The following is a 26,275-nucleotide window of genomic DNA, read 5'->3' as shown; positions in this document are numbered from 1 at the left end:
CGTCTCATGCGTCTTCGGACCCGGGGAAGTCCCCGGGCGTCATCGACGCTACGGACCCGGGACCGCGCCCGGAAATGCCGTCTGGGCAGGGACTATGCTCCGTAGGCATGGATGATGTGGAGCTGCGCCATCTCAGGGCCCTGGACGCGGTGGCCGCCGCGGGCACCGTCACCGCCGCCGCGGACCGGCTGCACATGACGCAGCCCGCCCTCTCCCGCACGCTCGCCCAGCTGGAGGCGCGCGTCGGCGTCCGGCTCGTCGACCGGTCGTCGCGGCATCTGGCCCTCACCCCCGCAGGGGCCACGCTGCTCGGGCACGGGCGGGCCATCCTCGCCCACCTGGACGCGGCCCTCGCCGACACCCGCACCGTCTCCCGTCCGCTGCGCCTCGGCTACACCTGCGCGGTGCTCGGGCAGCAGACCGTCCCGCTGCTGCGCTCGTGGCGGCGCACCCACCCGGACATCGAGCTGGAGGTGGTCCGGCAGGACAACAGCACCGCGGGGCTCGCCACCGGGGACACGGACGTGGCGGTGCTCCGCACCGTCCCCGCCGACCCGCGCATCCGCACCGAGGGCCTCTACACCGAGGACCGGGTCGCCGCCCTGCCCGACGACCATCCGCTCGCGGACCGCGACCGGGTGACGCTCGCCGAGCTCACCGCCGGGCCGGAGCTGCCGCTGGCGCTGTGGCCGGACACCGGCACCGCCTCGACCGGCCTGTGGCCCGCGGAGCAGCGCCCGGCCCGCACGGTCGAGGTGGGCAACGTGGACGAGTGGCTGAACCTCATCGCCATCGGCGGCGCGTTCGGTGTGGGCGCGGCGGGCACAGCGGAGAGCCACGGCCACCCCGGCGTCCGGTTCGTCCCGGTCGCCGACGCCCCCGCCGCCACCGTGTACCTGGCCCGGCCCGCGCACCCCACCCATCCGCGGACCGAGGACTTCCTCGCGGCGGTCCGGGACGTGGTCAGCCCCTGACGGCCCGGAGGGCGTCGAGCTCCCGTTGCACGCCGCGCGCGTGCCGATAGCTCTCGTAGAGGTAGCGCACCTTGGTCCGCAGCGCCCACGGGTCGACCGGCTTGAGGACGATGTCGGCCACGCCGAGCATGAAGGCGGCGGCGGACAGGTCGCGGCCCATGCCGAAGCCGGTCAGCAGCAGGATGGGAATGCGCTGCGTCTGCTCCAGGCGCCGCATGTACCGCACCACGTCCAGGCCGCTGGTGCCGGGCAGCCGCACGTCGAGCAGGACGACCCCGACCTGGTCGCGCAGTATCTCCTTGAGGGCGTCGTCGCCGGTGGTGACGGACTTCAGCTCGTAGCCGAGAGGGCTGAGGGCGCTCTCGATCGCGAACAGGGTGTCCGTGTGGTCATCGACGATGAGGACCTTCAAGTCGGATGGCGGCATGCGGTCGGGCCCCCTCCTGTGAGTAACCGGCGTATGTCCATGCGGAGTTGGAGAATCCTGCTGCGCCGAAGGGGGCGCGGGCAAGCAGGCGGGGCGACACGCGAAGAACCGAGTGCATAAATGCACGGGACATCTCGTCCCGGGAGGGGGCACGGAGGGCGAACGAGGGTACCTTCACAGGAGGTTGACCCCTCTCCGGGCGGGAGCGCGGTCACCCCGATAGGGACGGCCGCCGCCGCGCGACGCGGACGACGGCGACCGTCGAGAGCGCGAGGGAGCGAGGCTCCCCTCCATCGCTTCCTCGCGCGACCCCCACGGTGGTTTCAGCCGTCGCCGCGCAGCCCGGCGAGGACCGGGCGGTGGTCGCTGCCGAGGTCGGGGCGGACCGTGACGTCGGTCGCCGTCAGGCCCCGTACGAGCACGTGGTCGATGCGGACCAGCGGGAACGCGGCGGGCCAGGTGAAGCCGGGCCCCCGGCCCGCCTGGTCGCGCACGGGGCTCAACTCGCGCGTCAGGGGCGCGAGCCCGCGGTCGCGCAGACTGCCGTTGAGATCACCGAGCAGCACCAGGCGCGCGGCGGGGTCGTGGGCCACGCGGTCGCGCAGCGCGGCCGCGCTCGCGTCCCGGTCCGCGACGGCGAACCCCTGCCGCGCGGTCACGCGGACGGACGGCAGCCGCACCGCGTACAGCGCCGTGTCGCCGCCGGGAGTGCGGGCGACGGCCCGGATCGCGTGCGGCCAGGCACCGCCCAGGTCGAGCGGTTCGACGTCGTGCAGCGGGTAACGCGACCACAGGCCAAGGGTGTTGGCCGTCGCGTGGTGCGGATAGGCGGCGGCGAGGCGCCGCTCGTACTCCTTGACGGCTCCGGTCGGCACCTTCTCCAGTGCCACGACGTCGGCGTCAGCCGCGATCACCTCGCGGGCGACGTCCCCCGGAGTGGTGCGCTCACCCCCGACGTTGAGGGTCAGGACGTGGAACTGGGCCCGCTCCGGGTGCTGTTGGCCGAAGAGCCCCGGGCCGAAGACGGCGGCCCAGACCACGGCGGGCACCAGCGCGGCGGCGACCTGCGTGGGGGAGCGACGCAGGGCCGCCCGCAGCAGGAGGAACGGGACGGCGAGGCCGAGCCACGGCAGCGCGGTCTCCGTCAGGCTGCCGAGGTGGCCGGGGGTGTCGGGGACGATGCCGGGGAAGGCCAGCAGGGCGGCGAGCAGCCCGGCGGGGACGAGGGCGCCCATGCTCAGAACGGGCGCTCTCCGTCGCAGGGCCGCCCCCCGTCCGTACGCCGTCGGGCAAAGCCCCAGCCCGCCAGGCCGAAGCCGACCGAGGCGAAGGAGATCCCGAGCAGCGCGCCGCTGATGAAGGGGGCCCGATCCGGCGAGGCCGTGGCGATCGAGGCCGCGGCGACGACGGTCAGCAGGGCCGCCGACAGTCCGGCCAGCGTCAGGGTGGTCCGTGTGGTCTCACGCGTGGTCATCGCTTCCTCCTGCGACCTGGGTCTCGTGCTGCTCTGCCCCTCCACCCTGGCGGCGCCCCGCTGAAGGGAATCTGAGGCACCTGAATCCGACTTCAGGGAGGGAAGCGGCGAGCGCGGAGAAGCAGAGAAGGGGGAGGGCGGAAGCGGGCCAATTCGCTACGTATGTGATATTTGACCCGTGAAGATCCTGGTCATCGAAGACGAGCGGCCGCTCGCCGACACCCTGCGCAGGGCCATCTCCTCGGACGGCCACTGGGTGGACGTCGCCCATGACGGACACGCAGGACTCGAGCTCGCCCTGACCGGGGGATACGACGTGATCGTGCTCGACCTGATGCTGCCCGGCATCAACGGACTGGACGTCTGTCGGCGCCTGCGCGGCCTGGACGAGCCCGCCCTCGTCCTCATGCTCACCGCCAAGGACGGCGAGTACGAGGAGGCCGACGGCCTCGACGCGGGCGCCGACGACTATCTGACCAAGCCCTTCTCGCTCGTCGTCCTGCTGGCCCGGCTGCGCGCCCTCGGCCGCCGCGCGGGCCGGGAGCGGCCCCCGACGCTGCAGGTCGGCGACCTGACCCTGGACGTCGTCGCCCGGCTGTGCAAACGCGGCGAGCAGACCGTGGAGCTGACGGCGCGCGAGCTCGACGTGCTCGGCTGTCTGATGGGCGCGGACGGCGGCGCGGTCGCCAAGCAGCACATCCTCGACGAGGTCTGGGACTCGCCCGCCGACGTCGACCCCAACATCGTCGAGGTCTACATCAGTTCGCTGCGCAAGAAGCTCGACGCCCCCTTCGGGCGGCACACCATCCGCACCGTACGAGGCGTGGGCTATCGGCTGGCTCCCGATGCCCCCTGAGAGCCGCGCCACCTCACGACGGTCGCGCGTGCTGCGCCGCCTGCGCTCCCTGCGTCCCCGGATGCCCCGCACGCTGCGGGCCCGGTCCACCGCGGCAGCCGTCGTGACGATGGTGATCGCCCTCGCCGCGGGCGGCGGCTGGCTCTACCTCACGCTGCGGAACAACCTCCTCGACAACGTCGCCGACCGCACCGAACTCGCCGCCCGGCAGGCGGCGGCGATGATCACCGCCGATCCACAACGGCTGCACGCCGACCTGCCGGAGCCCGACGGCGGCGTCGACTCCGTGCTCGTCCTGGACGACCGGGGCCGCCCGCTCGGCAGCACCGCCCCCGACCCCGCCGCCCGCGCGCAGCGCCTCGCGCACTTCCGCCCCGACGCCGGGGACGACTCCGACGTACGGGAGTTCTCCGCCGACGCGGCGCTGGCCGGCCACCGCAGCGTGATCGCCGTCGTCCGCACCCCCTCGCCGCAGGGCGACCGCTACGTCTACGCCCTCACCCAGCTCAACTCCGTGGCCGACGCGGAACGGGCCCTCGGCCTCACGCTCCTGGTCGGCGGGCCGCTCGTGGTGCTGCTCACCGGCGGCATCGCCTGGTCCGTGACCGGTGCGGCGCTGCGACCCGTCGAGTCGATCCGCGGCGAACTGGCGGCCGTCAGCGCGGACCGGCTCAGCCACCGGGTGCCCGCCCCGGGCGGCCAGGACGAGATCACCCGCCTCGCCCGCACCGTCAACGACACCCTGGAGCGCCTGGAAGACTCGGTCACCCGCCAGCGGCAGTTCGTCGCCGACGCCTCGCACGAACTGCGCAACCCCATCGCCACGGCCCGCGCCGAACTCGAACTCGCCCTCCTGACCGCCCCCGACGACCAGGCGGCCGCCCTGCGGCAGTCCCTCGACAGCACCCTGCGCCTGGAGCGCATCGCCGCCGACCTCCTGCTGCTCGCCCGCCTCGACGCGCACCAGCCACCGGTCGCGCACCACGTCGACCTGTCCCTGCTCGCCGCCGAGGAGATCGCCCGGCGCCGCGCGCCCCGCGTACCGCTGACCCTGACGGCCGCGGAGCCCGTACCCGTACGGGCGGACCGGGGCCGGCTGGAGCGGCTCCTGGCGAACCTGCTGGACAACGCGGAGCGGTTCGCGGACTCCGAGGTGCGCATCACCGCCGTGACGGACCCGGCGACCGGCACCGCGGTGCTCGAGGTGGCCGACGACGGACCGGGCATCCCGCCCGAGGCGGCGGAGCAGGTCTTCGACCGCTTCACCCGGCTCGACGCGGACCGCAACCGCGACAGCGGCGGCACCGGACTGGGCCTGGCCATCGCGCGGGAGATCGCGCGGGCTCATGGGGGGACGCTGGGCGTCGAGCCCGGCGCACGGGGTGCGCGGCTGGTGCTGCGCCTGCCCGCGATGGGCTCGGCGCCAGGGGACACCGGATCCACGTGAGCTGGGCGGGCCGTCGGCCCGGCGGCACCGGCGACTGAACTCGCCCCTACCTGAAGCCCGCTTCCGTTTCCTCAGGTTGCCTTCAGGATGCGGTGCCCAGGATCGTCGCCATGCCCCAGCACCGAGCCGCCCGCCCCCACCGTCCACGACGCCGCGCCCGCCGGTTCCGGCTCGGGCGCACGCTGCTGATCCTCACCCTGGCCCTCGTGGTCTGCGGCGGCACGGCTGCCTGGTACCTGTATCGCGAGGTCGACAGCATCGGGTCCTCGTCCGCGCTCGGCGACGACGCCCCCAAGTCGACGAACGGCTCCACGAACATCCTGCTCATGGGCCTGGACACCAGGAAGGACCAGAACGGCGAGGACCTTCCCGACAACGTCCTGGACAAGCTCCACGCAGGCAGCTCCGACATCGGCGGCTACAACGCCAACACCCTGATCCTGCTGCACGTCCCGGCCGGGGGCGGCAAGGCCAAGGGCTTCTCCATCCCGCGCGACGACCTCGTCGACATCCCCGGCTTCGGCAAGGACAAGATCAAGAAGGCGTACGGCCTCGCGAAGGCGGCGGAGGAGGAGCGCCTGCGCGGCAAGGGCGTCACCGACCGGAGCGAGCTGGAGAACAGCGGCCGGGAGGCCGGGCGCCGGGCGCAGATCCAGACGGTGCGGGCCTTCCTCGGGGTGCCCATCGACCACTTCGCCGAGGTCAGTCTCGCGGGCTTCTACCACCTGGCCGGCGCGCTCGACGGCGTCGAGGTGTGCCTCAACAAGCCGGTCAAGGACCGCTACTCGGGCGCCGACTTCCCGGCGGGCAAGCAGAAGCTCGACGGCCGGCAGGCACTGGCCTTCGTACGCCAGCGGCACGGTCTGCCCCGCGGCGACCTGGACCGCACCCGCCGCCAGCAGGCGTTCCTCGCCTCGGCCCTGCACCAGGTCAACAGCCTCGGCACCCTGACCAACCCGGCCCGGCTCCTCGACCTCAAGAACGTCGTCAAGGACAACGTCGTCCTCGACAAGGGCTGGGGCGTGCTCTCCTTCGTCAAGCAGGCCGAGAACCTCTCCGGCGGCAAGGTGGAGTTCACCACCCTGCCCGTGGAGCGCTTCGCCAAGCACCACGGCGAGGACGTCAACATCGTCGACCGCGACCTGGTGCGGCGGCGCGTGCAGGAGGAGACGTCGGGGCAGGCGGAGAAGGAGAAGAAGGCGCCGCACGGGTCGAAGGACGGGTCGAAGGACGGGTCGAAGAGCTCCCCGTCCCCGTCGCACAGCGATGAACAGAAGATCGACGGCGGCGGTGTCCCGTGCGTGAACTGAACGCCCGGCGCACCGAAGCGCTCCTGCTCGCGCTGGCCCTCGTGGTCGTCGTCTACGGCTACACGGAGTCGAGCCTCGCCATGACGGGCGAACTCCCGCAGCACCTGGCCCGCTTCTGCCTCTCGCAGGTCTGCCTCGCCGGCGCCGTGCACCTCGCGGTCCGCAGATTCACGCCGTACGCCGACCCGCTCATCCTGCCGCTCGCCTTCCTCCTCACCGGACTCGGGCTGCTCCTGATCAACCGGCTTGACGCGGCCTACGCGGCCCGCTTCGACGCGCCACCCGCGAGCACCGGCCAGCTCGTGTGGACCGTCCTCGCGCTGGCCGCCGTCATCGCGGTCCTGGCCCTGCTGCGCAACTACCGCCGACTGCAGCGCTATCTCTACGTCACCATGGCGGCGGGTCTCGCCCTGCTCATGGCGCCGGCCTTCTTCCCCGGCGACACCTACGGCGCCAAGCGGTGGGTCTATCTCGGCCCGTTCTCCTTCCAGCCGGGCGAGTTCGCGAAGATCGCCGTGGTGGTCTTCTTCGCCGGGTTCCTGGTGCTGCACCGGGACGCGCTGGCCCTCACCGGGCGCCGCGTGCTCGGCGTCACGCTGCCGCACGGACGACAGATCGGCCCGATCCTCACGGTGTGGCTGCTGAGCCTGCTGGTCCTGGTCTTCGAACGCGACCTGGGCACGTCGCTGCTCTTCTTCGGCGTCTTCGTCTCGATGCTCTACATCGCCACCGAGCGCACCAGTTGGGTGGCGTGCGGCACCGCCATGGCCGTGGTGGGGGCCGCCGCCGTCGGCGCGGCCGAACCGCATGTGCGGGGCCGCATCCTCGCCTGGCTGCACCCCTTCGACATCTATCTGCCGCCCGACCAGCGCCCGCCGGGCCTGGTCTCGGACCAGGCCGCGAAGGCCCTGTTCGGCTTCGGCAGCGGCGGCGTCACGGGCACCGGCCTCGGCCAGGGGCACCCGGAGCTCATCGGCTTCGCCGGGCGCACCGACTTCATCCTCACCACGGTCGCGAGGAGCTCGGTCTCGCCGGGATGGTGGCGGTGCTGCTCCTCTACACGCTGCTCGTCGCGCGCGGGCTGCGCACGGCGATGGCCTGCGCCCACCCCTTCGGCAAGCTGATCGCCGCGGGCCTGTCCGTGGTCCTCGCGCTCCAGGTCTTCATCATCACGGCGGGAGTGACCGGCCTGATGCCGTTCACCGGCAAGGCGCTGCCGTTCCTGGCCCAGGGAGGTTCCTCCATGGTCGCCAACTGGCTGATCGTCGCGATCCTCCTGGTCATCAGCCACGAGGCCCGCAGACCGCAGGCCGAGCCTACGGGCGAGGAGCAAGGCGCAGCTGCCGCACCGACTCCTCACCGGGAAAGGCCCCTTGGGGAACCTGTGCGGGCGGGAGGCTGAGCGCGTCCCACCATGCGCCGCCCTCCTCGATGTGCCGCAGCAGGATCCCCTCCCGTACGGCCCAGGGGCAGACGGTCAGCCGGTCGATGCCCATCAGCTTCATCGCGGTGTGCCCGACCAGCGCCCCGGCCAGGGCCTGTGCCGCACGGGGCGCGGAGATGCCCGGGAGCTGAGCGCGCTCCTGGGCCGGGAGCTCGGCGAGGCGGTCGATCGCCTGGCGCAGTTCCCTGCGCGGCAACTCCCGCTGTACGAAGGGGCCTTGACGCCCCGGTGCCGCGCCGCAGAGGCGGGCCAGCTGGCCGAAGGTGCGCGAGGTGGCGGCGGCCGTGTGCGGGGCCTCCCAGCGGACCCGGGCGGCGACGTCCCGCAGCTCGTGCCGGATCACCCGCCGCAGGGCCTTCAGGGCGGCGAGGTCCGGGGGATCCTCGCCCTTGAGGTGGTCGCGCGTCAGACGTCGCGCGCCCAGCGGCAGGGAGAGGGCGAAGTCCGGGACGCGGCCCCGCCCGAACGCGACCTCCAGGGAGCCGCCGCCGATGTCGAGCACGAGGAGCGGTCCGGTGCGCCAGCCCATCCAGCGCCGTGCGGCCAGGAAGGTGAGCCCGGCCTCCAGTTCGCCGGGCAGCACCCGCAGCCGTACGCCGGTTTGCGTGTGCACCGCGTCGAGGACCTGTTCGCGGTTGGGGGCGTCGCGCACGATCGCGGTGGCGAAGGCGAACGGCTCGTCCGCGCCCCGGTCCAGGGCTTCCTGGCGGGCGTCGGCGACCGCCCGGACCACCTTGTCGATGTTCCGGCCCCGGATGCGGCCGTCCCCCTCCACGAGTTGGGCGAGGCGCAGGCGCCGCTTCGCCGTGTGCACCGGCAGGGGCGCACCGGCCTCCGTGTCGGCGATGGCCAGGCGCACCGTATGGGATCCGACGTCCACGACACTCATCCGCATGGCACGTGCGTACCCGTAGTTGACGCGCGTCACGCGGCCCCCGGCCACCGGAGGCCGGGGCCGGATCCGCCGGACACGTCCTAGCCCACGCGCTGCAGCGCGCGCTCACGGCGCTGTGCCACCCGTGACCCGGACTCGTGCCGGGCCATGCGGCGGAGCACGATCGGGGCCACCGCGAGGCCGAGCACCGCCCACGCGCCGAGCACCCCGACGGTCTCCAAGTGCCGCCAGGAGTCGCCGATCTCAACGGTGACGGCACGGTGCGGCAGCAGCGCGGAGCGCATGCCGAGGCCGAGCCAGTAGAACGGGAAGACCTGGGCGGTCCACTGGAGCCACTCGGGGAGCGACGTCAGCGGATAGAAGATCCCGGAGATCCCGATCAGGGCGAGCGTCGGCAGCGTGAGCAGGCCCTGGGCGCGCACGCTGGTGAAGGCCGAGCCGAGGACCGCGCCGACGGGCAGGGCCGCGAGCAGCCCGAGGGCGAGGACCCACAGGAGGGTCAGCCAGGCATCCGCTCCGGTGACCGCGAGGCCGTCCACCAGCAGCATGCCGGGGACCAGGAAGATCGCGAGATCGGCGATCAGGCTGCCGGAGACGGTGACGATCTTGCCGAGGAGATAGCCGGGCATGCCGTTCGGGGTGGCCTTCACGCGCAGCAGGGTGCCGTCCTCGCGGTCCGCGGTGAGGTGTTGACTCATGACGATCATGCCGACCGCCACGTTCATGCCGAGGATGCCGGGCAGCGCCAGCGTACCGAGCAGCAGGCCGCTCTCCCCGAAGGTCTCGTCCCGCAGATAGAACGTGACACCCAGCATGAGGACCGGCCAGAAGAGGTGGTTCCACAGGTCGCCGCCGTTGGTGAACGATTGGCGGAGCTCGATCACGCCGCGGGAGAGCCCGGCGCGCAGCATGACGGTGGCCGGCCTGGGGGTCCTCGTCGGGCGGACGGGGCTCGACCGTGTCACCGACGTCTTCGGCCTCACCGGGTCACCTCCGGCAGGGGGCGCAATTCCCCTTCCCCCGGGGCGGATTCCGCCTCCCGGACCAGAGCGAGATAGGTGTCCTCCAGGGACGACCTGCGCACTTCGAGGTCGCTGACGGACGTGCCGTACTGCTGGAACAGGTCGTGGACGAAGCGGGTGGACCGGCTCGTCGTCCGCGCGAACTGCTGTCCGTCGAGCGTCCAGCGGACCTCGTCCGCTCCGGTGATCCGCCGGGCGAGCTCCTGTGCCGTGCCGTCCGCGACGATGCGGCCGCCGCTCAGGATCACGATGCGGTCGGCGAGCTTCTCGGCCTCGTGGAGATCGTGCGTGGTGAGCAGGACCGTGGTCGTCCGCTCCGCGGCCAGGCCCTGCACGAGGCCGTGGAACTCGCGCCGCGCCTGCGGGTCGAGTCCGGCCGTGGGTTCGTCCAGGAACAGCAGTTCAGGGCGGCCCACCAGGCCGATCGCCACGTCGAGGCGGCGGCGCTGGCCGCCGGAGAGCGTCCTGACCTTCCGGTCCGCGTGCTCGCTCAGCCCGACCGCCGCGATCAACTCGTCCGCGTCCCAAGGGCGTTGGGCCGACGCCGTGGAGTGGCACGCGTACCAGGAGCCCAGATGCGCGAGCAGCTCGCGCACCCGCCACTTGCCGTGATCCCGCCAGGACTGCAGGACGACGCCGATCCGGGCCCGCCACGCCTCGGTGCCGTGCGCGGGGTCCGAGCCGAGGACCTCGGCCCGCCCGGCCGAGCGCATCCGGAAGCCCTCGAGGATCTCGACCGTCGTGGATTTCCCCGCCCCGTTCGGCCCGAGCAGGGCGAGCACCTCGCCGTGCCGCACCTGGAACGTCACATCGCGCAGCACGTCGTGCGCGCCGTACCGCATGCGCAGCCCTTCGACGTCGAGCGCGATCTGCTCGCTCACCGCCATGGTTCACCTTCCTTCGCTGTGCCCATCGTTCAGACAGCCGCGAAGGCTACGTTGCGTTTCACAAGCCGACAACGAAGGTGGAGGTCAATTGCCCCGATTCAAGCGGGAATTAGGGGCCGAAAATTGCAATCCCGCTGCCGCTTAATGCAACGGCTGTCGAAGATCATCGTTGCAATGCACTGCGGATGAACGCACACTGGGCCGCCACGACGAACCGCACCGAGGAGGCGAGCGCCGATGCCCGGCAGCAGGCTGACCCAGGAGGACCGCCACCGCATCGCCGGATGGCTGGCACAGGGGACCGGCTACGCCGAGATCGCCCGGCGGCTCGGCCGTCCCACCTCGACCGTCAGCCGTGAAGTGGCGCGCAACGGCGGGCCCGAGCGCTACCGGGCGGACCACGCCCAGTACGCCACCGGACGCCGCGCCCGCTGGCCCCGCACGGCCACCGCCACCACCGCCGCCACCACCTCCGCGGACGACGCGGACGGCCGCGACCCGGACCAAGTGCGGGCGTTCACCGAGGAGTTCGCGGCCCTGATGGTGCAGACCGGAGTGCCCCGCATGGCGGCCCGCGTCCTCTCCTCCCTCTTCACCGCCGACTCCGGCAGCCTCACCTCCGCCGAACTCGTCCAGCGCCTGCGGGTCAGCCCCGCCTCGGTGTCCAAGGCCATCGGCTACCTCGAAGCGCTCGCACTGGTCCGGCGCGAGCGCGAGCCGCGGCACCGGCGCGAGACGTACCGCCTGGACGACGACGTCTGGCAGAAGGCATGGACGACCAGCGCCCACTCGACCGAGAGGTGGGCGGACGCCGCGCGCAGGGGAGCCCGGCTCCTCGACACGTCCACCCCCGCCGGGGCCCGCCTCGACGACATGGGTCTCTTCTTCACGCGCCTCAGCGACGACATGGACAGCGGCCCGACCGATGTCGCCGCCGGGGACAGCGCGTTGACCGTGCTCGCGGCCCTCGTCCACGCGGGCGCGCCCCGCACCCCGGAGCAACTGGCCGCCGCCCTCGGCTGGCCGGCCGACCGCGTCACCGCCGCTCTGGACACCGCCGCCGCCCACCCGGACCTGGCCGATCCGCTCGCCCTGCACCGCGCGCCGTCCGGGGCCTACGCGGTGGCGGCCCGGGCCGCCCGGCTCACCGACCGGCAGCGCGCGGCCCTCTCGGCGGCGGGGTGACCGTACGGATGGCGCAGGAATATTTCGAGGACCCTATTCATTGTGAGCATAGGTAACAATGAGCTATGCTCTCAAAGTCATCCTCGCCTCGCCTCCCGTAGGAGCCCATGCATCCCGAACAACCCACGTGGACACCCCCGCCCCAGGACGCGGAGCAGCCCAGGCAGCTGCGCCGCATCCTGCGTCTGTTCCGGCCCTACCGCGGCCGCCTCGCCCTCGTCGGCCTCCTCGTCTGCGCCGCCTCGCTCGTCTCGGTCGCGACGCCCTTCCTGCTCAAGGAGATCCTCGACACCGCGATCCCGCAGGGGCGCACCGGGCTGCTGAGCCTGCTCGCGCTCGGGATGATCCTCAGCGCGGTCGTCACCAGCGTCTTCGGCGTGCTGCAGACGCTCATCTCCACGACCGTCGGGCAGCGCGTCATGCACGACCTGCGCACCGCGGTCTACGGCCGCCTGCAGCGCATGTCGCTCGCCTTCTTCACGCGCACCCGCACCGGTGAGGTCCAGTCGCGCATCGCCAACGACATCGGCGGCATGCAGGCGACGGTCACCTCCACCGCCACCTCGCTGGTCTCGAACCTCACGAGCGTCATCGCCACGATCGTCGCGATGCTCGCCCTCGACTGGCGCCTGACCGTCGTCTCGCTGCTCCTGCTCCCGGTCTTCGTGTGGATCAGCCGCAAGGTCGGGCGCGAGCGCAAGAAGATCGCCACGCAGCGGCAGAAGCAGATGGCGGCGATGGCGGCGACGGTCACCGAATCGCTGTCGGTCAGCGGCATCCTCCTCGGCCGCACCATGGGGCGCGCCGACTCCCTCACGCACGCCTTCGCCGACGAGTCCGAGCGCCTCGTCGACCTCGAGGTCCGCTCGAACATGGCCGGGCGGTGGCGCATGGCCGTCATCACGATCGTCATGGCCGCCATGCCCGCCGTCATCTACTGGGCCGCGGGCATCGCCTTCCAGCTGGGCGGCCCCACGGTCTCCATCGGTACCCTGGTCGCCTTCGTCTCGCTGCAGCAGGGCCTGTTCCGGCCCACGGTGAGCCTGCTCTCCACCGGAGTGCAGATCCAGACCTCGCTCGCCCTCTTCCAGCGCATCTTCGAGTACCTGGACCTGCCGATCGACATCGTCGAGCGCGCCGAACCCGTGCGCCTCGACACCGTCAAGGGCGAAGTGCGTTTCGAGAACGTCCAGTTCGCTTACGACGGGACGAGCGGCCCCGTCCTCGACGGCATCGACCTCACCGTGCCCGCCGGCGGCAGCCTCGCCGTGGTCGGCCCCACCGGCTCCGGCAAGTCCACCCTCAGCTACCTCGTGCCCCGCCTGTACGACGTCACGGGCGGCCGCGTCACGCTCGACGGGGTCGACGTGCGCGACCTGGACTTCGACACCCTCGCCCGCGCGATAGGCGTGGTCTCCCAGGAGACCTACCTCTTCCACGCCTCGGTCGCCGAGAACCTCCGCTTCGCCAAGCCCGACGCCACGGACGAGGAGCTGCACACGGCCGCGAAGGCGGCGCAGATCCACGAGCACATAGCGTCCCTGCCCGACGGCTACGACACGGTCGTGGGGGAGCGGGGCCACCGCTTCTCCGGCGGCGAGAAGCAGCGCCTGGCCATCGCCCGCACCATCCTGCGCGACCCGCCCGTGCTGATCCTGGACGAGGCGACCAGCGCCCTGGACACCCGCACCGAACACGCGGTCCAGGAAGCCATCGACGCCCTCTCCGCCGACCGCACCACCCTCACCATCGCCCACCGCCTCTCCACGGTGCGCGGCGCCGACCAGATAGTGGTCCTCAACTCCGGCCGCGCCGCCGAACGCGGCACCCACGAAGAGCTCCTGGAGCGCGACGGGCGCTATGCGGCCCTCGTCCGCCGAGACGCCCAACTGGAGCCCGCGACATGAAGATATGCCGGGTTTGTCCCCTTCGGCGCGTTACCGTGCCCGCATGCAGACCAACACTCCGCGCCGGGGCAGGATCCGGCTCACGCGCCGGGGCCGGATCGCCCTGATCGCGACGGGGGCCGCCGTGGCGGCCTGTGCCGTGGCCGTCCCGCTGCTGCTCCCGGACGACCACCATCGCGCCGAGTCCCTGACCATCCCCGAGGGCTGGCGCTCCGGCCAGGTCTACGCGGCCATCGACCAGGCCCTCGACCTGCCCGCGGGCTCCACCAAGAAGGCCGTCCCCGACGCGGACCTGAAGCTGCCCGGCGACGCGGGCGGCAACCCCGAGGGCTACCTCTTCCCCGCCACGTATCCGATCAGCTCCCAGTCGACCCCCGCCTCCGTCCTCACCTACATGGTGAACACCGCCAACAAGCGGTTCGGCGGCAACCAGGTCGCGGCGGGCGCCGACCGGAACGCGGTGAACGTCTACCAGACCGTCACCATCGCGAGCATGATCGAGGCCGAGGCAGGCACCAAGGCGGACATGGGCAAGGTCTCCCGCGTCATCTACAACCGCCTCGACCAGGGCATGCCGCTCCAGATGGACTCGACCATCAACTACGCCCTGAACCGCAGCACGTTGAAGACCACCGACCGCGACACGAAGATCAGCAGCCCGTACAACACGTACGCGCGCATGGGCCTGCCGCCCACCCCGATCTCCAACCCGGGCGACGCGGCGATGAAGGCGGCCGCAGGCCCCACGGCGGGAAACTGGCTGTACTTCGTGACGGTGAAGCCGGGCGACACCCGCTTCACGTCGAGCCTGGCCGAACACCAGAAGAACGTCGCCGAGTTCAACAAGCAGACCTAGTCCGGCTGTTGGGGGGCGTCGGGGTTACTCGGTGTCCCCGGCGTTCTCGGTGTCCTCGGTCTGCGCCGTCACCTGTGCGGCCGCCTCCCGCAGCCGCGTCAGGACCGCCGCGAGCACCGGGTCGTTCTCGGACCCGGCGCGCACGGCGGCGAAGACGTGCCGCACCGGGGGCCGACCCACCGGGGCGCGCAGGACGAGGCCCGGGCGCTGCGGCGGCCGCACGAGCCGGGGCACGAGCGCCACCCCGAGGCCCGCCCCGACGAGGGCGGCGACCGAGGCCCAGTCGCCCACGGGGTGGCGGATGTCGGGCGTGAAACCGTTCGCCGCACACAGGGAACGGGTGATCGCCCCGCAGCAACTGCGCGCGTCCCCGACGATCCAGGGGTCGGCGGCCAGCTCCCGCAGCGGCACGCGGGCGCGGTCCGCGAGCGGATGGGAGGCGGGCAGCGCCAGGTCCAGGACGTCGGCCAGCAGGTCGACGCGGGTGTAGCGGCGGTCGGTGTGCGGCGGGGCGGCGGCGAAGTCCACCGCCACGGCGAGGTCGACGTCGCCGCCGTCCAGGCGCGTGAACAGGTCGGGCGGCTCGGCCTCCACGACCGAGACGGTCACGTCCGGACGGTGCGCGGTGAGCAGTCCGAGCGCGGGCGGCAGCAGCCCGGTGATCGCGCTGGAGAACGCCCCGATGGTCACCGTGCCCCGGCCGCCCTCCTCCCACGCGGCGAGGTCCGCACGCGCCCGCTCCCACTGCGCGGCCAGCGCGGCGGCGTGCTCGAGCAGGACCCTGGCCTGTCCGGTCAGCCGCACCCCGCGCCCCTGCCGCTCGATCAGCGGAACCCCCACCTCCCGCGCCAGCGCCGCGAGTTGCTGGGACACGGCCGACGGCGTCAGATGCAGTGCCTCGGCCGTGCGGGCCAGGCTGCCGCGCCGGTCCAGCTCGCGCAGCACCCCCAGGCGGCGCAGGTCGACAGTGAAGGAATTCCTTACCGGTTCCATGCAGAGAGATTAACTGGACCTGCACGATCGCCCGGCCGGATCATCGAGTCATGACGACCGAGTACGCGATGACCGGGCAGTACGGGATGACCGGGCAGTACGCCACGACCGCGAGCGCCACGCCTGGGTACGCGACGGCCCCGGGCCGCTTCCTGCTGCTCCACGGCTGGCAGCACCACCGCCCCGCCGGACACTGGCAGCGCTGGCTGACCGACCGCCTCACCGCGGTCGGCCACACCGTCCGCTACCCCCAGCTCCCCGACCCGGACGAACCGGACCTGGAGCACTGGCTTGCCGAACTGCGCGCCCATGTGGGCGAGTTGAGCGGTGGAGAAGGGCGACGCACCGTGATCTGCCACAGCCTGGGCTGTCTCCTCTGGCTGCATGCCGTGGCGCGCGATGCCGTCCCGGTGCCCGTCGACCGGGTCCTCCTCGTCGCCCCGCCCGCACCGGAATTCGTCCAACAGCACCCGCGGATAGCGGAGTTCGGCCCGCTGCCGACCCTCGCCGGGCGGCTCCGAGCCGCCGCCTCGCACACCCGGATCGTCGGCTCCGACGACGACCCCTGCTGTCCGCGCGGCGCCGCGGCCACGTACGGCGATCCGCTCGGCCTGCCCACCGACGTGCTCCCCGGCGCGGGCCACCTCGACCTGGCCGCGGGGTACGGGCCGTGGCCGGAGCTGCTCGCATGGGCTCGTGAAGCAGAGGCGACGGCCCTCGGTGCGGGGGCGCGGGTCCTACGCTCACGCCATGAGATCCAGCAGTGAGCGCGCCGCCCTCGCGGCCGCGGTGCGGGCGGCCCTGACCGCGAGCTGTCGCGGCTCGCGGACGCTGCTCCTCGGGTCGCTGGCCACAGCGACTGACGACGCGTACAGCGACATCGACCTCGAATGGGTCGTTCCTGACGGGGAGTTCGAGCGGTGTGTACGGGCGGTGCGTGCCGTCCTGGACGGGGTGCGGGCCGTGGCGGAGGTGCGCGCCGATCCGGATCTCCTGCACTCCGAGCGGCGCCGGCTGCTGTTCGTGCGCTTCGCGGACGTGCCGCTGTTCTGGCGGCTCGACCTGTCGGTGCGTGCCGCGTCCGTCGCCGGGGACCCCGGGTACGACCTCGGCAATCCCCGGGCGCGGGCCCGCGACGACGAGTGGTCGCGACCGGCCAGCGCGCTCGCCAACGCGGTGGGCGCCGTGAAGGAGCTGGCGCGGGAGCGGCCCGGGGTGGCTCGGGGGCTCCTGGAGCGGGGGTTCGCGCGGATCGGGGAGGAGGGGACCCCGGTCGGTGCGGGCGGCACGGTCCGGGTCGACGACATCGTGTGCCTGGCCCGTGCCGCCGCCCGCCGCGAACCGGGCCTGGGCGGGCTCGCCGAGCAGGTCGTCGCGCTGGCCCGCGAGCAGCTCCTCCCGTAAGGGGCGAGTGCTCACAGAGCGTGCCGATGCGGACCTGCCCGGCGCGTGGGTCAATGGGCCCATGAAGATCTCCAACACGCCGTCGGCGCCGTGCTGGGCCGATCTGTCCACGACGGACCCGGCCGCCGCGCGGGACTTCTACGGCACCCTCTTCGGCTGGGACTGCGCCGTCGCGCCCGAACCGGAGGCCGGAGGATACGGACTGTTCAAGGACGAGCGGGGCGCGGCCGTCGGCGGTGTCGGGCCCGTCATGAACCCGGGGCAGCCCGCGGCCTGGCTGCCGTACTTCCAGAGCGACGGCGTCGACGCCGTGGCCGCCCGGGTCACCGGCAACGGCGGGCAGACCCTCGCCGGACCCATGCCGGTCCTCGAACAGGGCTTCATGGCCGTGTGCGCCGACCCGGGCGGAGCCGTGTTCGGGCTGTGGGAGCCCAGGGACCACCCGGGCTTCGGCACGGTCAACTCACCAGGCAGCTTCTGCTGGTTCGAGCTCGCGACGCGCGACACGGCGGGCGCCAAGGACTTCTACCAGTCGGTCTTCGGCTGGGGCGACGCCACGCACCCCTTCACGCGGGGCGAGCGCCCGGGTGAGTACACCGAGTGGTCCGTGGCGGGCGACACCTTCGGCGGCATGCTCGCCATCGACGGGACATTCCCGCCCGAGGTGCCCCCGCACTGGCTGGCGTACGTCGCCGTCGACGACTGCGACGCCGCGGCGGTGGGCTGCACCGGCCTCGGCGGCAGCGTCCTCGTCGAGCCCACCACCATCGACCCGGGCCGGTTCGCCGTCCTCGCCGACCCGCAGGGAGCCGTCTTCGCCGTGCTGGCCTACGCCGGGGAACAGCCGCCTGCCGGGGAACAGCCGCCGGTCACGCCGTCCGCGTGAGGGCCTCGGCCAGGCCGACCACGTCCGGCACCACCAGGTCGACGTCGGCGGGCGGCGCGGGCGGCTCGGCGTCCGGGCCCCACTCCGGGCGCGGAATGTACGCGGTGCGCAGGCCCGCCCTGGCCGCCGCCTCCAGGTCGTCGGGGTGGCAGGCCACCATGAGGAGCCGCTCCGGCGCGAGACCGAGGAGCTCGGCCGCCTTGCGGTAGACCCGGAGGTCGGGCTTGTACGAGTGGGCCAGCTCGGCGGACAGGACGCAGTCGAAGCGCAGCCCGGCGCCCTTGGCGAGCCGGGTGAGCGGGCCGAGCCCGCCGTTGGAGAGCGTCGACGTGATCACGGGGGAGCCGTGCAGCAGCTCCAGGCCGGGGCCCGCGTCGGGCCAGGCGCGCAGGCGGTGCCAGGCCCGTACGAGGTGTTCCCGGTCCGCATCGCCGAGGGCGTCGAGGCCGTGCGCGGGCAGGATCTCGTCGAGCATGATCCGGTGCAGCTCGTCCAGCGAGCGCCAGGACAGCTCGCCGGTGAAGACCTTGCGCAGCGTGGGCCGGTAGGCGCGCCGCCAGTCGTCGGTCACCTCGGCCCAGTCGGCCTCGAGCCCCGCCCGGCCGCCGACCCCGGCCAGCTCCTCGGCCACGCTCGACCGCCAGTCGGTCAGCGTCCCGAACACATCGAACACCGCGGCATCGACGTCGGATACGTCCATGAGCCTCAACCACCCCTCCGTGCCTGGCTGTTGCCGTCGCAGTGCGGTGCGACAGCAGTCAGCGCCGACCCTAGGAGCGGAAGTTGATCATCGTCAACGGAATCGTGATCAAGCCCTCACCGGCTGCCGCTCCGCCGCCTCGCCGGTGACCTGCCCCCGCTCCAGCAGCCGCTCGATCTCCCGCACCGCCGCGCGCCCCGCCCTGTTCGCGCCGATGGTGCTCGCCGAAGGCCCGTACCCGACGAGGTGGACCCGCGGATCGGCCACCGCACGCGTGCCCTCGACGCGGATCCCGCCGCCCGGCTCGCGCAGCCGCAGCGGTGTCAGGTGGTCGATGGCCGCGCGGAACCCGGTCGCCCACAGGATGACGTCGGCGTCCACGCGACGGCCGTCGTGCCACTCGACGCCCGTCGGCGTGATCCGGTCGAACATCGGCAGCCGGTCCAGGACGCCCTGCGCGCGAGCCTGGCGGACGGCGTCGTTGAGGGGCAGCCCGGTCACCGACACGACGCTCTGCGGCGGCAGCCCGCGGCGCACCCGATCCTCGACGAGCGCGACCGCCGCCCGCCCGGTGTTCTCGTCGAAGGGGCCCTCGCGGAAGACCGGTTCGCGCCGGGTGACCCAGTGGGTCTCGGCGGCGTACGGGGCGATCTCCATCAGGTGCTGGGTGCCCGAGGCGCCGCCGCCCACGACGATCACCCGCTGCCCGGCGAACGCCTCCGGGCCCGGGTAGATCGAGGTGTGCAACTGCCGCCCGAGGAAGGTCTCCTGGCCCGGATAGCGCGGCCAGAACGGCCGGTCCCAGGTGCCCGTGGCGTTGATGAGCGCCCGCGTCGCCCAGGTGCCGTCCGACGTATCGACGAGGAGCCGGCCGTCCTCGCCCGCACGCACCTTGTGCACATCGACGGGGCGCCGCACCCGCAGGCCGAAGCGCTTCTCGTACGCGTCGAAGTACTCCGCGACGACTTCGGCCGAGGGCCGCGCGGGGTCGGCGCCGGTCAGCTCCATGCCGGGCAGCGAGTTCATCCCGTGGACCTTGCCGAAGGTCAGCGAGGGCCAGCGGAACTGCCAGGCCCCGCCGGGGCGCGGCGCATGGTCGAGGACCACGAAGTCACGGTCCGGCTCGTACCCCACCCGGCGCAGGTGATAGGCGCTGGACAGACCCGCCTGCCCAGCGCCTATGACGACCACGTCCACGTTCCGTACCGCCCGTACCGCCGCGTCTTGTACCCCGATGTCGTTCACGCTTCTACTAACTCATCGGGTGCGCGAGATCTTCCCGTGCGGCCGGGGGCTTCCGCGGTACGGCCATGGACTCCCGCTCAGCGTCCGCCGGAGACGAGGAGCGGGGCGCCGCCGGGGGCGGAGGCCGGGCGCCCGTTGGCGGCGGGCACCCCCGCCAGGGGCGAGGCCGGGATGCGCGGGAGCAGCCCCCGCCGCGCCAGCTCCGGCGTCACACCCTCGCCGAACCAGTACGCCTCCTCCAGATGCGGATAGCCCGACAGCACGAAGTGCTCGACGCCGAGCGCGTGGTACTCCTCGATCCGGTCGGCGACGTCCGCGTGGCTGCCCACGAGCGCGGTGCCCGCGCCGCCCCGTACGAGACCGACGCCCGCCCACAGGTTCGGTGCGATCTCCAGGTCGTCACGGCGGCCGCCGTGCAGCGCGAGCATCCGCTGCTGCCCGACGGACTCACTGCGCCCGAGCGCCTGCTGCGCGGCCGCGACGGTGTCCGCGTCGAGGTCGTCGAGCAGCCGGTCCGCCGTCGCCCACGCCTCGGCCGCGGAGTCGCGCGAGATGGTGTGCAGCCGGATCCCGAAGCGGACCGTGCGCCCCTCCTTCTCGGCGAGCCCCCGGATCCACTCGATCTTCTCCTTCACCTGCCGCGGCGGCTCGCCCCACGTCAGATAGACGTCCGAGTGCCGGGCGGCGACCGGCCCCGCGGCCGCAGAGGACCCGCCGAAGAAGATCTCCGGCAGCGGGTCCGGCGGCAGCGCGGTCAGCCCGCCCTCGACGTGGAAGTGTTCTCCTTCGAAGTCGTACGGGCGTCCGCTCCAGACGCCGCGCACCACCGAGAGGAACTCGTCGGTGCGGGCGTAGCGGCGGTCGTGGTCCACGTGGTCGCCGAAGCGGCGCTGTTCGGTGGAGTCGCCGCCCGTCACCACGTTGAGGAGCAGCCGCCCGCGCGTGATGCGCTGATACGTCGCCGCCATCTGCGCCGCGAGGACCGGCGAGATCACCCCGGGGCGGAACGCCACCAGGAACTTGAGCCGCTCGGTGTGCTGGGCGAGCGCCACCGTGGTCAGCCAGGCGTCCTCGCACCAGGTGCCGGTCGGCGTGAGCACAGCCTCGAAGCCCAACTGCTCGGCGGCCTTGGCTATTTGGGCCAGATACTCGATGTCGGGGGCGCGCACGCCGCTGACCGGGGTGACCCGGGAGCGGGTGATGCCGCCGTCGGTGTAGGCGTGCCGGTCGACGAGGGTGCGACCGTCGCCGCCGGTCGGCAGGAACCAGTGCAGGTGGACCGTCATCGTCAGGACTCCTTGCCGTAGGTGCGGGGCTCGGTGGTGGAGGGCGGCAGGCTGCCGTTGAAGCGCCGGTCCACGTAGTCGCCGAAGCGCACACGGCCGGGGATCAGCTTCAACTCGCTGAAGGTGTCGGCGATCTCCTGCTCGGACGTGACGACGTTCTTGTCGACGGCGACCGGGACGCGGGTGCCGTTGCTGCGCTTCACCGAGTCGAGCGCGACCTCGTAGGGCAGCCCGGTGTCCTTCGACCAGACCTTCGCCCACGCCTCGGGGTGCTTGAAGACCCAGTCCTGCGCCCGCCGCAGCCGCTTCAGGTAGTCGTCGACGGCCTTGGCCTTCTCCTTGTCCGCCAGCGCGTCCGGCGCGGCCACCTGGAAGCTGAGCCCGTTCACCACGCCGTCCCCGTCGGTCAGCACGCGGCCCTTCTTGGGGCGCAGCACCTGCGAGGTGTAGGGGTCCCAGACCGCCCAGGCGTCCACCTTGCCCCCGGTGAACGCGGCGAGCGCGTCGGCGGGCTGGAGGTACTTCACATCGACGTCCTCGAGCGCCAGCCCGGCCTTCTTCAAGGAAGCGATCAACTGATAGTGCGCGGACGACCCTTGGGCCACCGCGACCGACTTCCCCTTCAGGTCGGCGGTCCGCTTCAGCGGCGAGCCGTTCGGGACGAGCACCGTCTCCCCGGTCGCCGTGCCATGGCTCGCCGCCACGATGCGGATCTTCGACCCGGCCCCCGCGGCGAACACCGGCGGCGTATTGCCTACGGCGCCGATGTCCACGGCCTTGGCGTTGACGGCCTCCAGGAGCGGCGGCCCCGAGGTGAACGTCGACCAGCGGATCTTGTACGGCAGGTCGTCCAGCTCCCCGGCCGCGCGCAGCACTGCCTCCGAACCCCCCTTCTGGTCCCCGACGTCGAGGGTGAGCGACCCCTTGCCGTCGGTGCGGCCGCCCGCGCCACCGGTGGCGGAACTGGCCGACGAGGTGGCGGAGCAGGCGGCGAGGAGGAGGGAGAGGGGGAGGAGCAGGGCGGCGGGGGCGAGGCTTCGTCGTCGCATGGAGAGGTGAGTCCGTTCGTTGCGTGTCATGTCGCGGTGGAGGAGCGGGAGTTCAGGCGGCATGACGGTGGTCCGGAGCAGTGGGGGGTGCGGCGGCGGAGGGAGCCACACCCAGGCGTTCCAGGAGCCCGGCCCGGAGCTCGGCGAACCGGGGGTCGCCGATGTCGCGCGGGCGGTCGAGACCGATGGTCTGCTCGTGCGCGATGACGCCGTCGTCCATGACCAGGACCCGGTCGGCCAGGAGCACGGCCTCCTCCACGTCATGCGTGACGAGCACCACCGCGCAGCCGCGCCGCTGCCACAGCTCGTCGACGAGGCGCTGCGCCTTCACCCGGGTCAGCGCGTCGAGGGCGCCGAACGGCTCGTCCAGCAGCAGCAGATCCGGCTCCCGCACCAACGCCCGCGCGAGCGAGGCCCGTTGAGCCTCACCACCCGAGAGCGTCTTCGGCCAGGCACCGGCCCGGTGCTGGAGCCCGACCTCCGCCAGGGCCCGCTCCGCGACCTCCCGCCCGGGGCGCCCCGGCAGCCCGAGGAGCACATTGCGCCACACCCGCTTCCACGGCATGAGGCGGGGAGCCTGAAAGGCGACGGCCTTGCGCCTGGGCACGAGCACGGTGCCCGTGATCTCCCGGTCGAGTCCGGCGAGGATGCGCAGCAGCGTCGACTTGCCGCAGCCGCTGCGCCCGAGGAGGGCCACGAACTCCCCTGGCCGCACGTCGAGTTCGAGCCGGTCGATGACGGTACGGCCGTCAAAGGCGCGAGTCAGCTCGGCGACCCGTACGGCGGAGGGAGCGGAGGACGGCGCTGTGGTTTCGGGGGCGGGGGTGGTCACCTTCCGGTGAACGTCGGTCGCCATTGCAGCAACAGCCTTTCGAGGGTGCGGACGATGAAGTCGGCGAGCAGGCCGAGGAAGGCGTAGACGATGAGGCAGACCACGATCACGTCGGTCCGCAGGAAGTCGCGTGCCTGGACCATCAGGAAGCCGAGCCCGGCGTCGGCGTTGACCTGTTCGGCGAAGACGAGCGCGAGCCAGGCGATGCCGAGCGAGTAGCGCAGCCCCGTCATGGCCCCGGGCAGGGCGCCGGGCAGAATCACGTGCCGCACCAGCCCCCACCGTGAGAGCCCGAGCGACTCCCCTGCCTCGATCAACTGGGCGTCGACGCCGCGGATCCCGGCGTACACGTTCAAGTACAACGGGAAGGAGGCTCCGAGGGTGATGATGGCGATCTTCGGCGTCTCGCCGATCCCGAACCAGATGATGAACAGCGGGATGAGCCCCACGAACGGCACCGTCCGCAGCATCTGCACACTCGCGTCCACCAGGTCCTCACCGACCCGGAAGAGCCCCGAGACCAGCGCGAGCCCCGTCCCGACAAGGACGCCGAACAGCAGCCCCACCGCGACGCGTTGCAGCGAGACACCCATCGCGGACGGCAGCGACCCGTCCTCGATGAGATCCCCGGCGACCCGGGCGATGGTCCCGGGCGGGGCGAGGACGTCGGCCCTCAACACCCCGGTCGCACTGAGGAGTTGCCATAGAGCGAGCAGCAACAGCGGCCCGGAGGTACGCCGCAGCCAGCGGGGGAGGCGGGTGCGGCGGGAGGAGGCGGGGACGAGGGCTTCGAGGTCGAGGTCGAGGTCGAGGCCGGTGGGCCGCGCGTCGGGCGGGGCATGACTGATGGTCAAGGGTGCTCCAGGGCAGGGGAGGGCAGGGGAGAGCGCGCGACGGAGGACGCGTGGGGCAAGCGGGGAACGGAAACGGCAGGCCGGAACGACCTCAGCGAAGAACCACTGAGTGCCGGGCTACTCGGCGACGGAGTACGAGACCGAGCGCGAGAAGAGGGAGGGAGAGAAAGACGTCAGCAGGCGCGAAGACACGCGGCCGAAGCCACCCGCAGCAGGTCGATGTGACCGCGCGTGGTGAGCAGGGCTGAACGCAACATGCGGCAGAACGTAGCCAGATGGCCCACTCACGGTCAATGGGGTCTCGAAGGCCGGACGCTCCGTATCAGCAAATGGTCTCCATGGGGCGAGGCCGCGCGAGCCGGGCAGGCCCCGGATGAGGGAGGATGAACCCATGTCGGATGTGTTCACCACCCGTGTCCTGAACGTCGCCACCGGCTCGACGGAGACCGTCGTCGACCTCACCCGCGACTGCGAGAGCTTCCTGCGCGAGGCGGCGGCCGGCCGCGACGGCCTGCTCAACGTCTTCGTCCCGCACGCCACCGCGGGCATCGCCATCCTGGAGACGGGCGCGGGCAGCGACGACGACCTCCTCGCCGCCCTGCACACCCTGCTCCCCGCCGACGACCGCTGGCAACACCGCCACGGCAGCCCGGGCCACGGCCGGGACCACGTCCTCCCGGCCCTGGTCCCGCCCCACGCGACCCTGCCGGTCGTACGCGGCGGACTCGAGCTGGGGACGTGGCAGTCGGTGTGCCTGGTCGACACGAACGTGGACAACCCCAACCGTCAGGTCCGGTTGAGCTTCCTGGGCTGACCAAGATCGCCCAGCCCGGTCGACTTCAGTGCCTCCATTGTTGCAGTGGCATGGGCTCAGGGCGGCGTGTGAAGGGCCGGGGTTTCTTCGCTTCGATGGCCAAGACCGGGCGAGGTGACGGTCTGGTGTGCGGTCAGTCATCGGACACCGGTGGTGGTGGCGTGGTTGCGGGCATGCGCACGGGGGAGAGGCGACGCAGCTCGGTCCACTGGGGGGACCTGATGAGAGCGGTGGCCTCTTCCATGGCGGACGGGTGCGCGGTTACAGAGATCTCTTTGCCGGTGCCCAGGTTCATGGCGCTGAAGGTCACGATGCTATTGGCGTCGAGGCTGGCACTCACCTCGACCTGGTGTAGGCATCTGGGGGCGGGAGGTATCCCTTCCAATTCCAGCACCGCGAGGGTTCTGTTCTCCGATGGCTTGTCGTGTTCGCCCTCCACGAAGTGCAACACCATCGAGGGCTGGTTGTCCGCGCTCGTGGTGAAGATGTGGCTGCGTTTCGTGGCGACTGCGGAGTTCCGATCGATCAGTTTCACAACCGTGCCACCTTGCACTTCGACGCCGATCGACACGGAGATGACGTCAAGGAGGAACACCTCCTTGACTCGGCCGGAGAGGACACCGGCCTGCAGCGCCGCACCGGTGACAATTCAGCCAGGCGGCGAAGGTGACCGCGTCCCGGCCCGGGAGGACATCCACCGCCCGGGCCGCCTCCACGTCCACCAGAACGGTGCCGTAGCGCCATCCCTTGCGGAAGGCGAACTCGTCGACACCGAGCACCCGCGGCGCCCGCTCGGGCACCGGCGGGTCGGTGAGCAGACCCAGCAGGTGGGTCCGGCCGGTGGGTAACTGCAGGATCTGGCACAGCCGTTTACCGAGGCGCCCTCCGACGAACGTCGTGATGGACCGCATCCACTGCCGCAGGCCGATGCTGTGACGCCGGTACCGTTCACTGAGGTCAGGCACCTGCTCGACGAACGTCCGCCGTCGGCACCCGGCCCGCTCGCAGAAGAACCGGCGCACGCGCAGCGAGGTCACCAACGACCGTCCCGCGACGGTGCGTTCGGCCAGACTGCGCCGGTAGCGGGAGTGCACCCGCCGTCCCGCGCAGTCGCAGCTCGGGCAGTCCGGTGGCCGACCGCAGGCCGCCGCCTCGACCACGACCCCTTCCACGGCGGCGTGCACCGCCGTGACCCGCACATCGATCCCGGGAAACAGCACATCCTCGATCGCCATGACCCCCATACCGGGGCAATCCCCACATGAATCGTTCCCGCACTCGCGCCTTCAACCTGGGGATTCATGGAATCGCGGCCTGAACCAATGGTGTGATCGCCGACAGGCGGTGGGTCCCTGCGTCGTTCGTGGTCTCAGTTTTGGTCTCAGCGCGGTGGAGCGGAGTATCGGGTGGATCACGACGCACCGCCGCTTCGCCCGCGGCTACGAGGGCCTTACCGCCGGTTCCGTGGCTGTGGCCCACGTCGCCTCGATCGACAACCTCGCCCAGCGCATGACGGGCGAGAGCGCCA

The 26,275-nt window shown here is 72.3% G+C and carries 27 protein-coding genes and 2 pseudogenes; 13 read left to right on the top strand and 16 right to left on the bottom strand.

The features are described from left to right. The first annotated feature begins 107 nt into the window (after positions 1-107). Positions 108-974 carry a LysR family transcriptional regulator gene (locus ACFWYM_RS09440; protein WP_384832538.1) on the top strand — a complete coding sequence of 289 codons (867 nt, stop codon included), beginning with the start codon at positions 108-110 and terminating at the stop codon, positions 972-974. On the opposite strand, the gene ACFWYM_RS09435 is transcribed toward ACFWYM_RS09440, so the two are convergent. The 3 genes from ACFWYM_RS09435 to ACFWYM_RS09425 form a co-directional block, all read right to left on the bottom strand. Next, complete coding sequence (locus tag ACFWYM_RS09435) at positions 964-1,401, bottom strand: two-component system response regulator (RefSeq protein WP_384832536.1); 438 nt, start codon at positions 1,399-1,401, stop codon at positions 964-966. The two genes, ACFWYM_RS09440 and ACFWYM_RS09435, sit on opposite strands and share 11 nt — an antisense overlap. Before the next feature lie 323 nt (positions 1,402-1,724). Further along, a complete protein-coding gene (locus tag ACFWYM_RS09430; protein WP_384832533.1) occupies positions 1,725-2,636 on the bottom strand; it encodes an endonuclease/exonuclease/phosphatase family protein in 912 nt (303 codons plus the stop codon). 2 nt (positions 2,637-2,638) lie between these two features. Further along, positions 2,639-2,875, bottom strand: a complete 237-nt coding sequence (locus ACFWYM_RS09425; protein WP_384832530.1) for a hypothetical protein — start codon at positions 2,873-2,875, stop codon at positions 2,639-2,641. A 178-nt stretch (positions 2,876-3,053) separates the two neighbouring features. Here ACFWYM_RS09425 and ACFWYM_RS09420 point away from each other — a divergent pair, with 178 nt between their 5' ends. From ACFWYM_RS09420 to ACFWYM_RS09405, 4 genes and pseudogenes are all read left to right on the top strand, one after another. Beyond that, entirely contained in the window at positions 3,054-3,731 is a 678-nt protein-coding gene (locus ACFWYM_RS09420) for a response regulator transcription factor (protein WP_384832528.1), read from the top strand. After that, a complete protein-coding gene (locus ACFWYM_RS09415; RefSeq protein ID WP_384832525.1) occupies positions 3,721-5,178 on the top strand; it encodes an ATP-binding protein in 1,458 nt (485 codons plus the stop codon). The genes ACFWYM_RS09420 and ACFWYM_RS09415 overlap by 11 nt, the downstream gene beginning before the upstream one ends. A 110-nt stretch (positions 5,179-5,288) precedes the next feature. Continuing rightward, positions 5,289-6,488, top strand: a complete 1,200-nt coding sequence (locus ACFWYM_RS09410) for an LCP family protein (protein WP_384832523.1) — start codon at positions 5,289-5,291, stop codon at positions 6,486-6,488. Next, a pseudogene (locus tag ACFWYM_RS09405) lies at positions 6,476-7,890 on the top strand (FtsW/RodA/SpoVE family cell cycle protein). Before ACFWYM_RS09410 ends, ACFWYM_RS09405 begins: the two are co-directional and overlap by 13 nt. Here the strand turns inward: ACFWYM_RS09405 and ACFWYM_RS09400 are convergent. The 3 genes from ACFWYM_RS09400 to ACFWYM_RS09390 form a co-directional block, all read right to left on the bottom strand. Beyond that, positions 7,805-8,827 (bottom strand): Ppx/GppA family phosphatase, encoded by a 1,023-nt coding sequence (locus ACFWYM_RS09400; protein WP_384832520.1) that lies wholly within the window; start codon positions 8,825-8,827, stop codon positions 7,805-7,807. The pseudogene ACFWYM_RS09405 and the gene ACFWYM_RS09400 overlap by 86 nt on opposite strands. Positions 8,828-8,907: 80 nt before the next feature. Further along, positions 8,908-9,738 (bottom strand): ABC transporter permease, encoded by an 831-nt coding sequence (locus tag ACFWYM_RS09395; RefSeq protein ID WP_384832737.1) that lies wholly within the window; start codon positions 9,736-9,738, stop codon positions 8,908-8,910. Positions 9,739-9,806: 68 nt separating this feature from the next. Then, a complete protein-coding gene (locus ACFWYM_RS09390) occupies positions 9,807-10,736 on the bottom strand; it encodes an ABC transporter ATP-binding protein (protein WP_384832517.1) in 930 nt (309 codons plus the stop codon). 237 nt (positions 10,737-10,973) lie between these two features. On the opposite strand from ACFWYM_RS09390, the gene ACFWYM_RS09385 reads away from it, so the two are divergent. The 3 genes from ACFWYM_RS09385 (at position 10,974) to mltG (ending at position 14,684) form a co-directional block, all read left to right on the top strand. Then, positions 10,974-11,921, top strand: a complete 948-nt coding sequence (locus ACFWYM_RS09385; RefSeq protein ID WP_384832514.1) for a MarR family transcriptional regulator — start codon at positions 10,974-10,976, stop codon at positions 11,919-11,921. A gap of 107 nt (positions 11,922-12,028) precedes the next feature. Further along, on the top strand, positions 12,029-13,828 hold the full coding sequence (locus ACFWYM_RS09380; protein ID WP_384832511.1) for an ABC transporter ATP-binding protein: 1,800 nt from the start codon (positions 12,029-12,031) through the stop codon (positions 13,826-13,828). A gap of 43 nt (positions 13,829-13,871) precedes the next feature. After that, entirely contained in the window at positions 13,872-14,684 is an 813-nt protein-coding gene (gene mltG, locus ACFWYM_RS09375) for an endolytic transglycosylase MltG (RefSeq protein WP_384832508.1), read from the top strand. A gap of 24 nt (positions 14,685-14,708) precedes the next feature. Here the strand turns inward: mltG and ACFWYM_RS09370 are convergent, their stop codons facing one another. Beyond that, positions 14,709-15,677 carry a LysR family transcriptional regulator gene (locus ACFWYM_RS09370; protein WP_384832505.1) on the bottom strand — a complete coding sequence of 323 codons (969 nt, stop codon included), beginning with the start codon at positions 15,675-15,677 and terminating at the stop codon, positions 14,709-14,711. Between the two features lie 50 nt (positions 15,678-15,727). Between ACFWYM_RS09370 and ACFWYM_RS09365 the strand changes: the two genes are divergently transcribed. The 3 genes from ACFWYM_RS09365 to ACFWYM_RS09355 all read left to right on the top strand — a co-directional run bounded on the left by ACFWYM_RS09365 (position 15,728) and on the right by ACFWYM_RS09355 (position 17,967). Next, the gene (locus tag ACFWYM_RS09365) at positions 15,728-16,444 is read left to right on the top strand and encodes an RBBP9/YdeN family alpha/beta hydrolase (protein ID WP_384832503.1); all 717 of its coding nucleotides are present in this window, start codon (positions 15,728-15,730) and stop codon (positions 16,442-16,444) included. Beyond that, positions 16,428-17,081 (top strand): hypothetical protein, encoded by a 654-nt coding sequence (locus ACFWYM_RS09360; RefSeq protein ID WP_384832500.1) that lies wholly within the window; start codon positions 16,428-16,430, stop codon positions 17,079-17,081. The genes ACFWYM_RS09365 and ACFWYM_RS09360 overlap by 17 nt, the downstream gene beginning before the upstream one ends. A 61-nt stretch (positions 17,082-17,142) precedes the next feature. After that, positions 17,143-17,967 (top strand): VOC family protein, encoded by an 825-nt coding sequence (locus tag ACFWYM_RS09355; RefSeq protein ID WP_384832497.1) that lies wholly within the window; start codon positions 17,143-17,145, stop codon positions 17,965-17,967. Here the strand turns inward: ACFWYM_RS09355 and ACFWYM_RS09350 are convergent. The 7 genes from ACFWYM_RS09350 to ACFWYM_RS09320 all read right to left on the bottom strand — a co-directional run bounded on the left by ACFWYM_RS09350 (position 17,951) and on the right by ACFWYM_RS09320 (position 24,190). Beyond that, complete coding sequence (locus tag ACFWYM_RS09350; protein ID WP_384832494.1) at positions 17,951-18,667, bottom strand: haloacid dehalogenase type II; 717 nt, start codon at positions 18,665-18,667, stop codon at positions 17,951-17,953. The genes ACFWYM_RS09355 and ACFWYM_RS09350 overlap by 17 nt on opposite strands. Before the next feature lie 108 nt (positions 18,668-18,775). Next, positions 18,776-19,912, bottom strand: coding sequence for an NAD(P)-binding domain-containing protein (locus ACFWYM_RS09345; protein WP_384832491.1), 1,137 nt, complete (start codon positions 19,910-19,912; stop codon positions 18,776-18,778). A 77-nt stretch (positions 19,913-19,989) separates the two neighbouring features. Then, positions 19,990-21,198 (bottom strand): LLM class flavin-dependent oxidoreductase, encoded by a 1,209-nt coding sequence (locus ACFWYM_RS09340; RefSeq protein WP_384832488.1) that lies wholly within the window; start codon positions 21,196-21,198, stop codon positions 19,990-19,992. Positions 21,199-21,200: 2 nt separating this feature from the next. After that, positions 21,201-22,247, bottom strand: a complete 1,047-nt coding sequence (locus tag ACFWYM_RS09335; protein ID WP_384832485.1) for an ABC transporter substrate-binding protein — start codon at positions 22,245-22,247, stop codon at positions 21,201-21,203. Positions 22,248-22,299: 52 nt separating this feature from the next. After that, on the bottom strand, positions 22,300-23,103 hold the full coding sequence (locus ACFWYM_RS09330) for an ABC transporter ATP-binding protein (protein WP_384832482.1): 804 nt from the start codon (positions 23,101-23,103) through the stop codon (positions 22,300-22,302). Continuing rightward, positions 23,076-23,933: an ABC transporter permease gene (locus tag ACFWYM_RS09325; RefSeq protein ID WP_384832479.1), complete on the bottom strand. Its 858-nt coding sequence runs from the start codon at positions 23,931-23,933 to the stop codon at positions 23,076-23,078. The genes ACFWYM_RS09330 and ACFWYM_RS09325 overlap by 28 nt, the downstream gene beginning before the upstream one ends. Before the next feature lie 173 nt (positions 23,934-24,106). Further along, the gene (locus ACFWYM_RS09320) at positions 24,107-24,190 is read right to left on the bottom strand and encodes a putative leader peptide (RefSeq protein WP_384832734.1); all 84 of its coding nucleotides are present in this window, start codon (positions 24,188-24,190) and stop codon (positions 24,107-24,109) included. Positions 24,191-24,324: 134 nt separating this feature from the next. Between ACFWYM_RS09320 and ACFWYM_RS09315 the strand changes: the two genes are divergently transcribed. Next, entirely contained in the window at positions 24,325-24,747 is a 423-nt protein-coding gene (locus ACFWYM_RS09315) for a YjbQ family protein (protein WP_384832476.1), read from the top strand. 133 nt (positions 24,748-24,880) lie between these two features. Here the strand turns inward: ACFWYM_RS09315 and ACFWYM_RS09310 are convergent, their stop codons facing one another. After that, on the bottom strand, positions 24,881-25,342 hold the full coding sequence (locus ACFWYM_RS09310; protein ID WP_384832473.1) for an Hsp70 family protein: 462 nt from the start codon (positions 25,340-25,342) through the stop codon (positions 24,881-24,883). Continuing rightward, positions 25,329-25,982 carry a transposase gene (locus ACFWYM_RS09305; protein ID WP_384832470.1) on the bottom strand — a complete coding sequence of 218 codons (654 nt, stop codon included), beginning with the start codon at positions 25,980-25,982 and terminating at the stop codon, positions 25,329-25,331. The genes ACFWYM_RS09310 and ACFWYM_RS09305 overlap by 14 nt, the downstream gene beginning before the upstream one ends. 154 nt (positions 25,983-26,136) lie before the next feature. Between ACFWYM_RS09305 and ACFWYM_RS09300 the strand changes: the two are divergent. Beyond that, positions 26,137-26,271: pseudogene (locus ACFWYM_RS09300) on the top strand (IS5/IS1182 family transposase); the annotation flags it as partial. Positions 26,272-26,275 lie beyond the last annotated feature (4 nt).

This window comes from Streptomyces sp. NPDC059009, assembly GCF_042740175.1.
Classification (GTDB): Bacteria; Actinomycetota; Actinomycetes; order Streptomycetales; family Streptomycetaceae; genus Streptomyces.
This window is presented reverse-complemented; position numbering and strand designations above follow the sequence as displayed.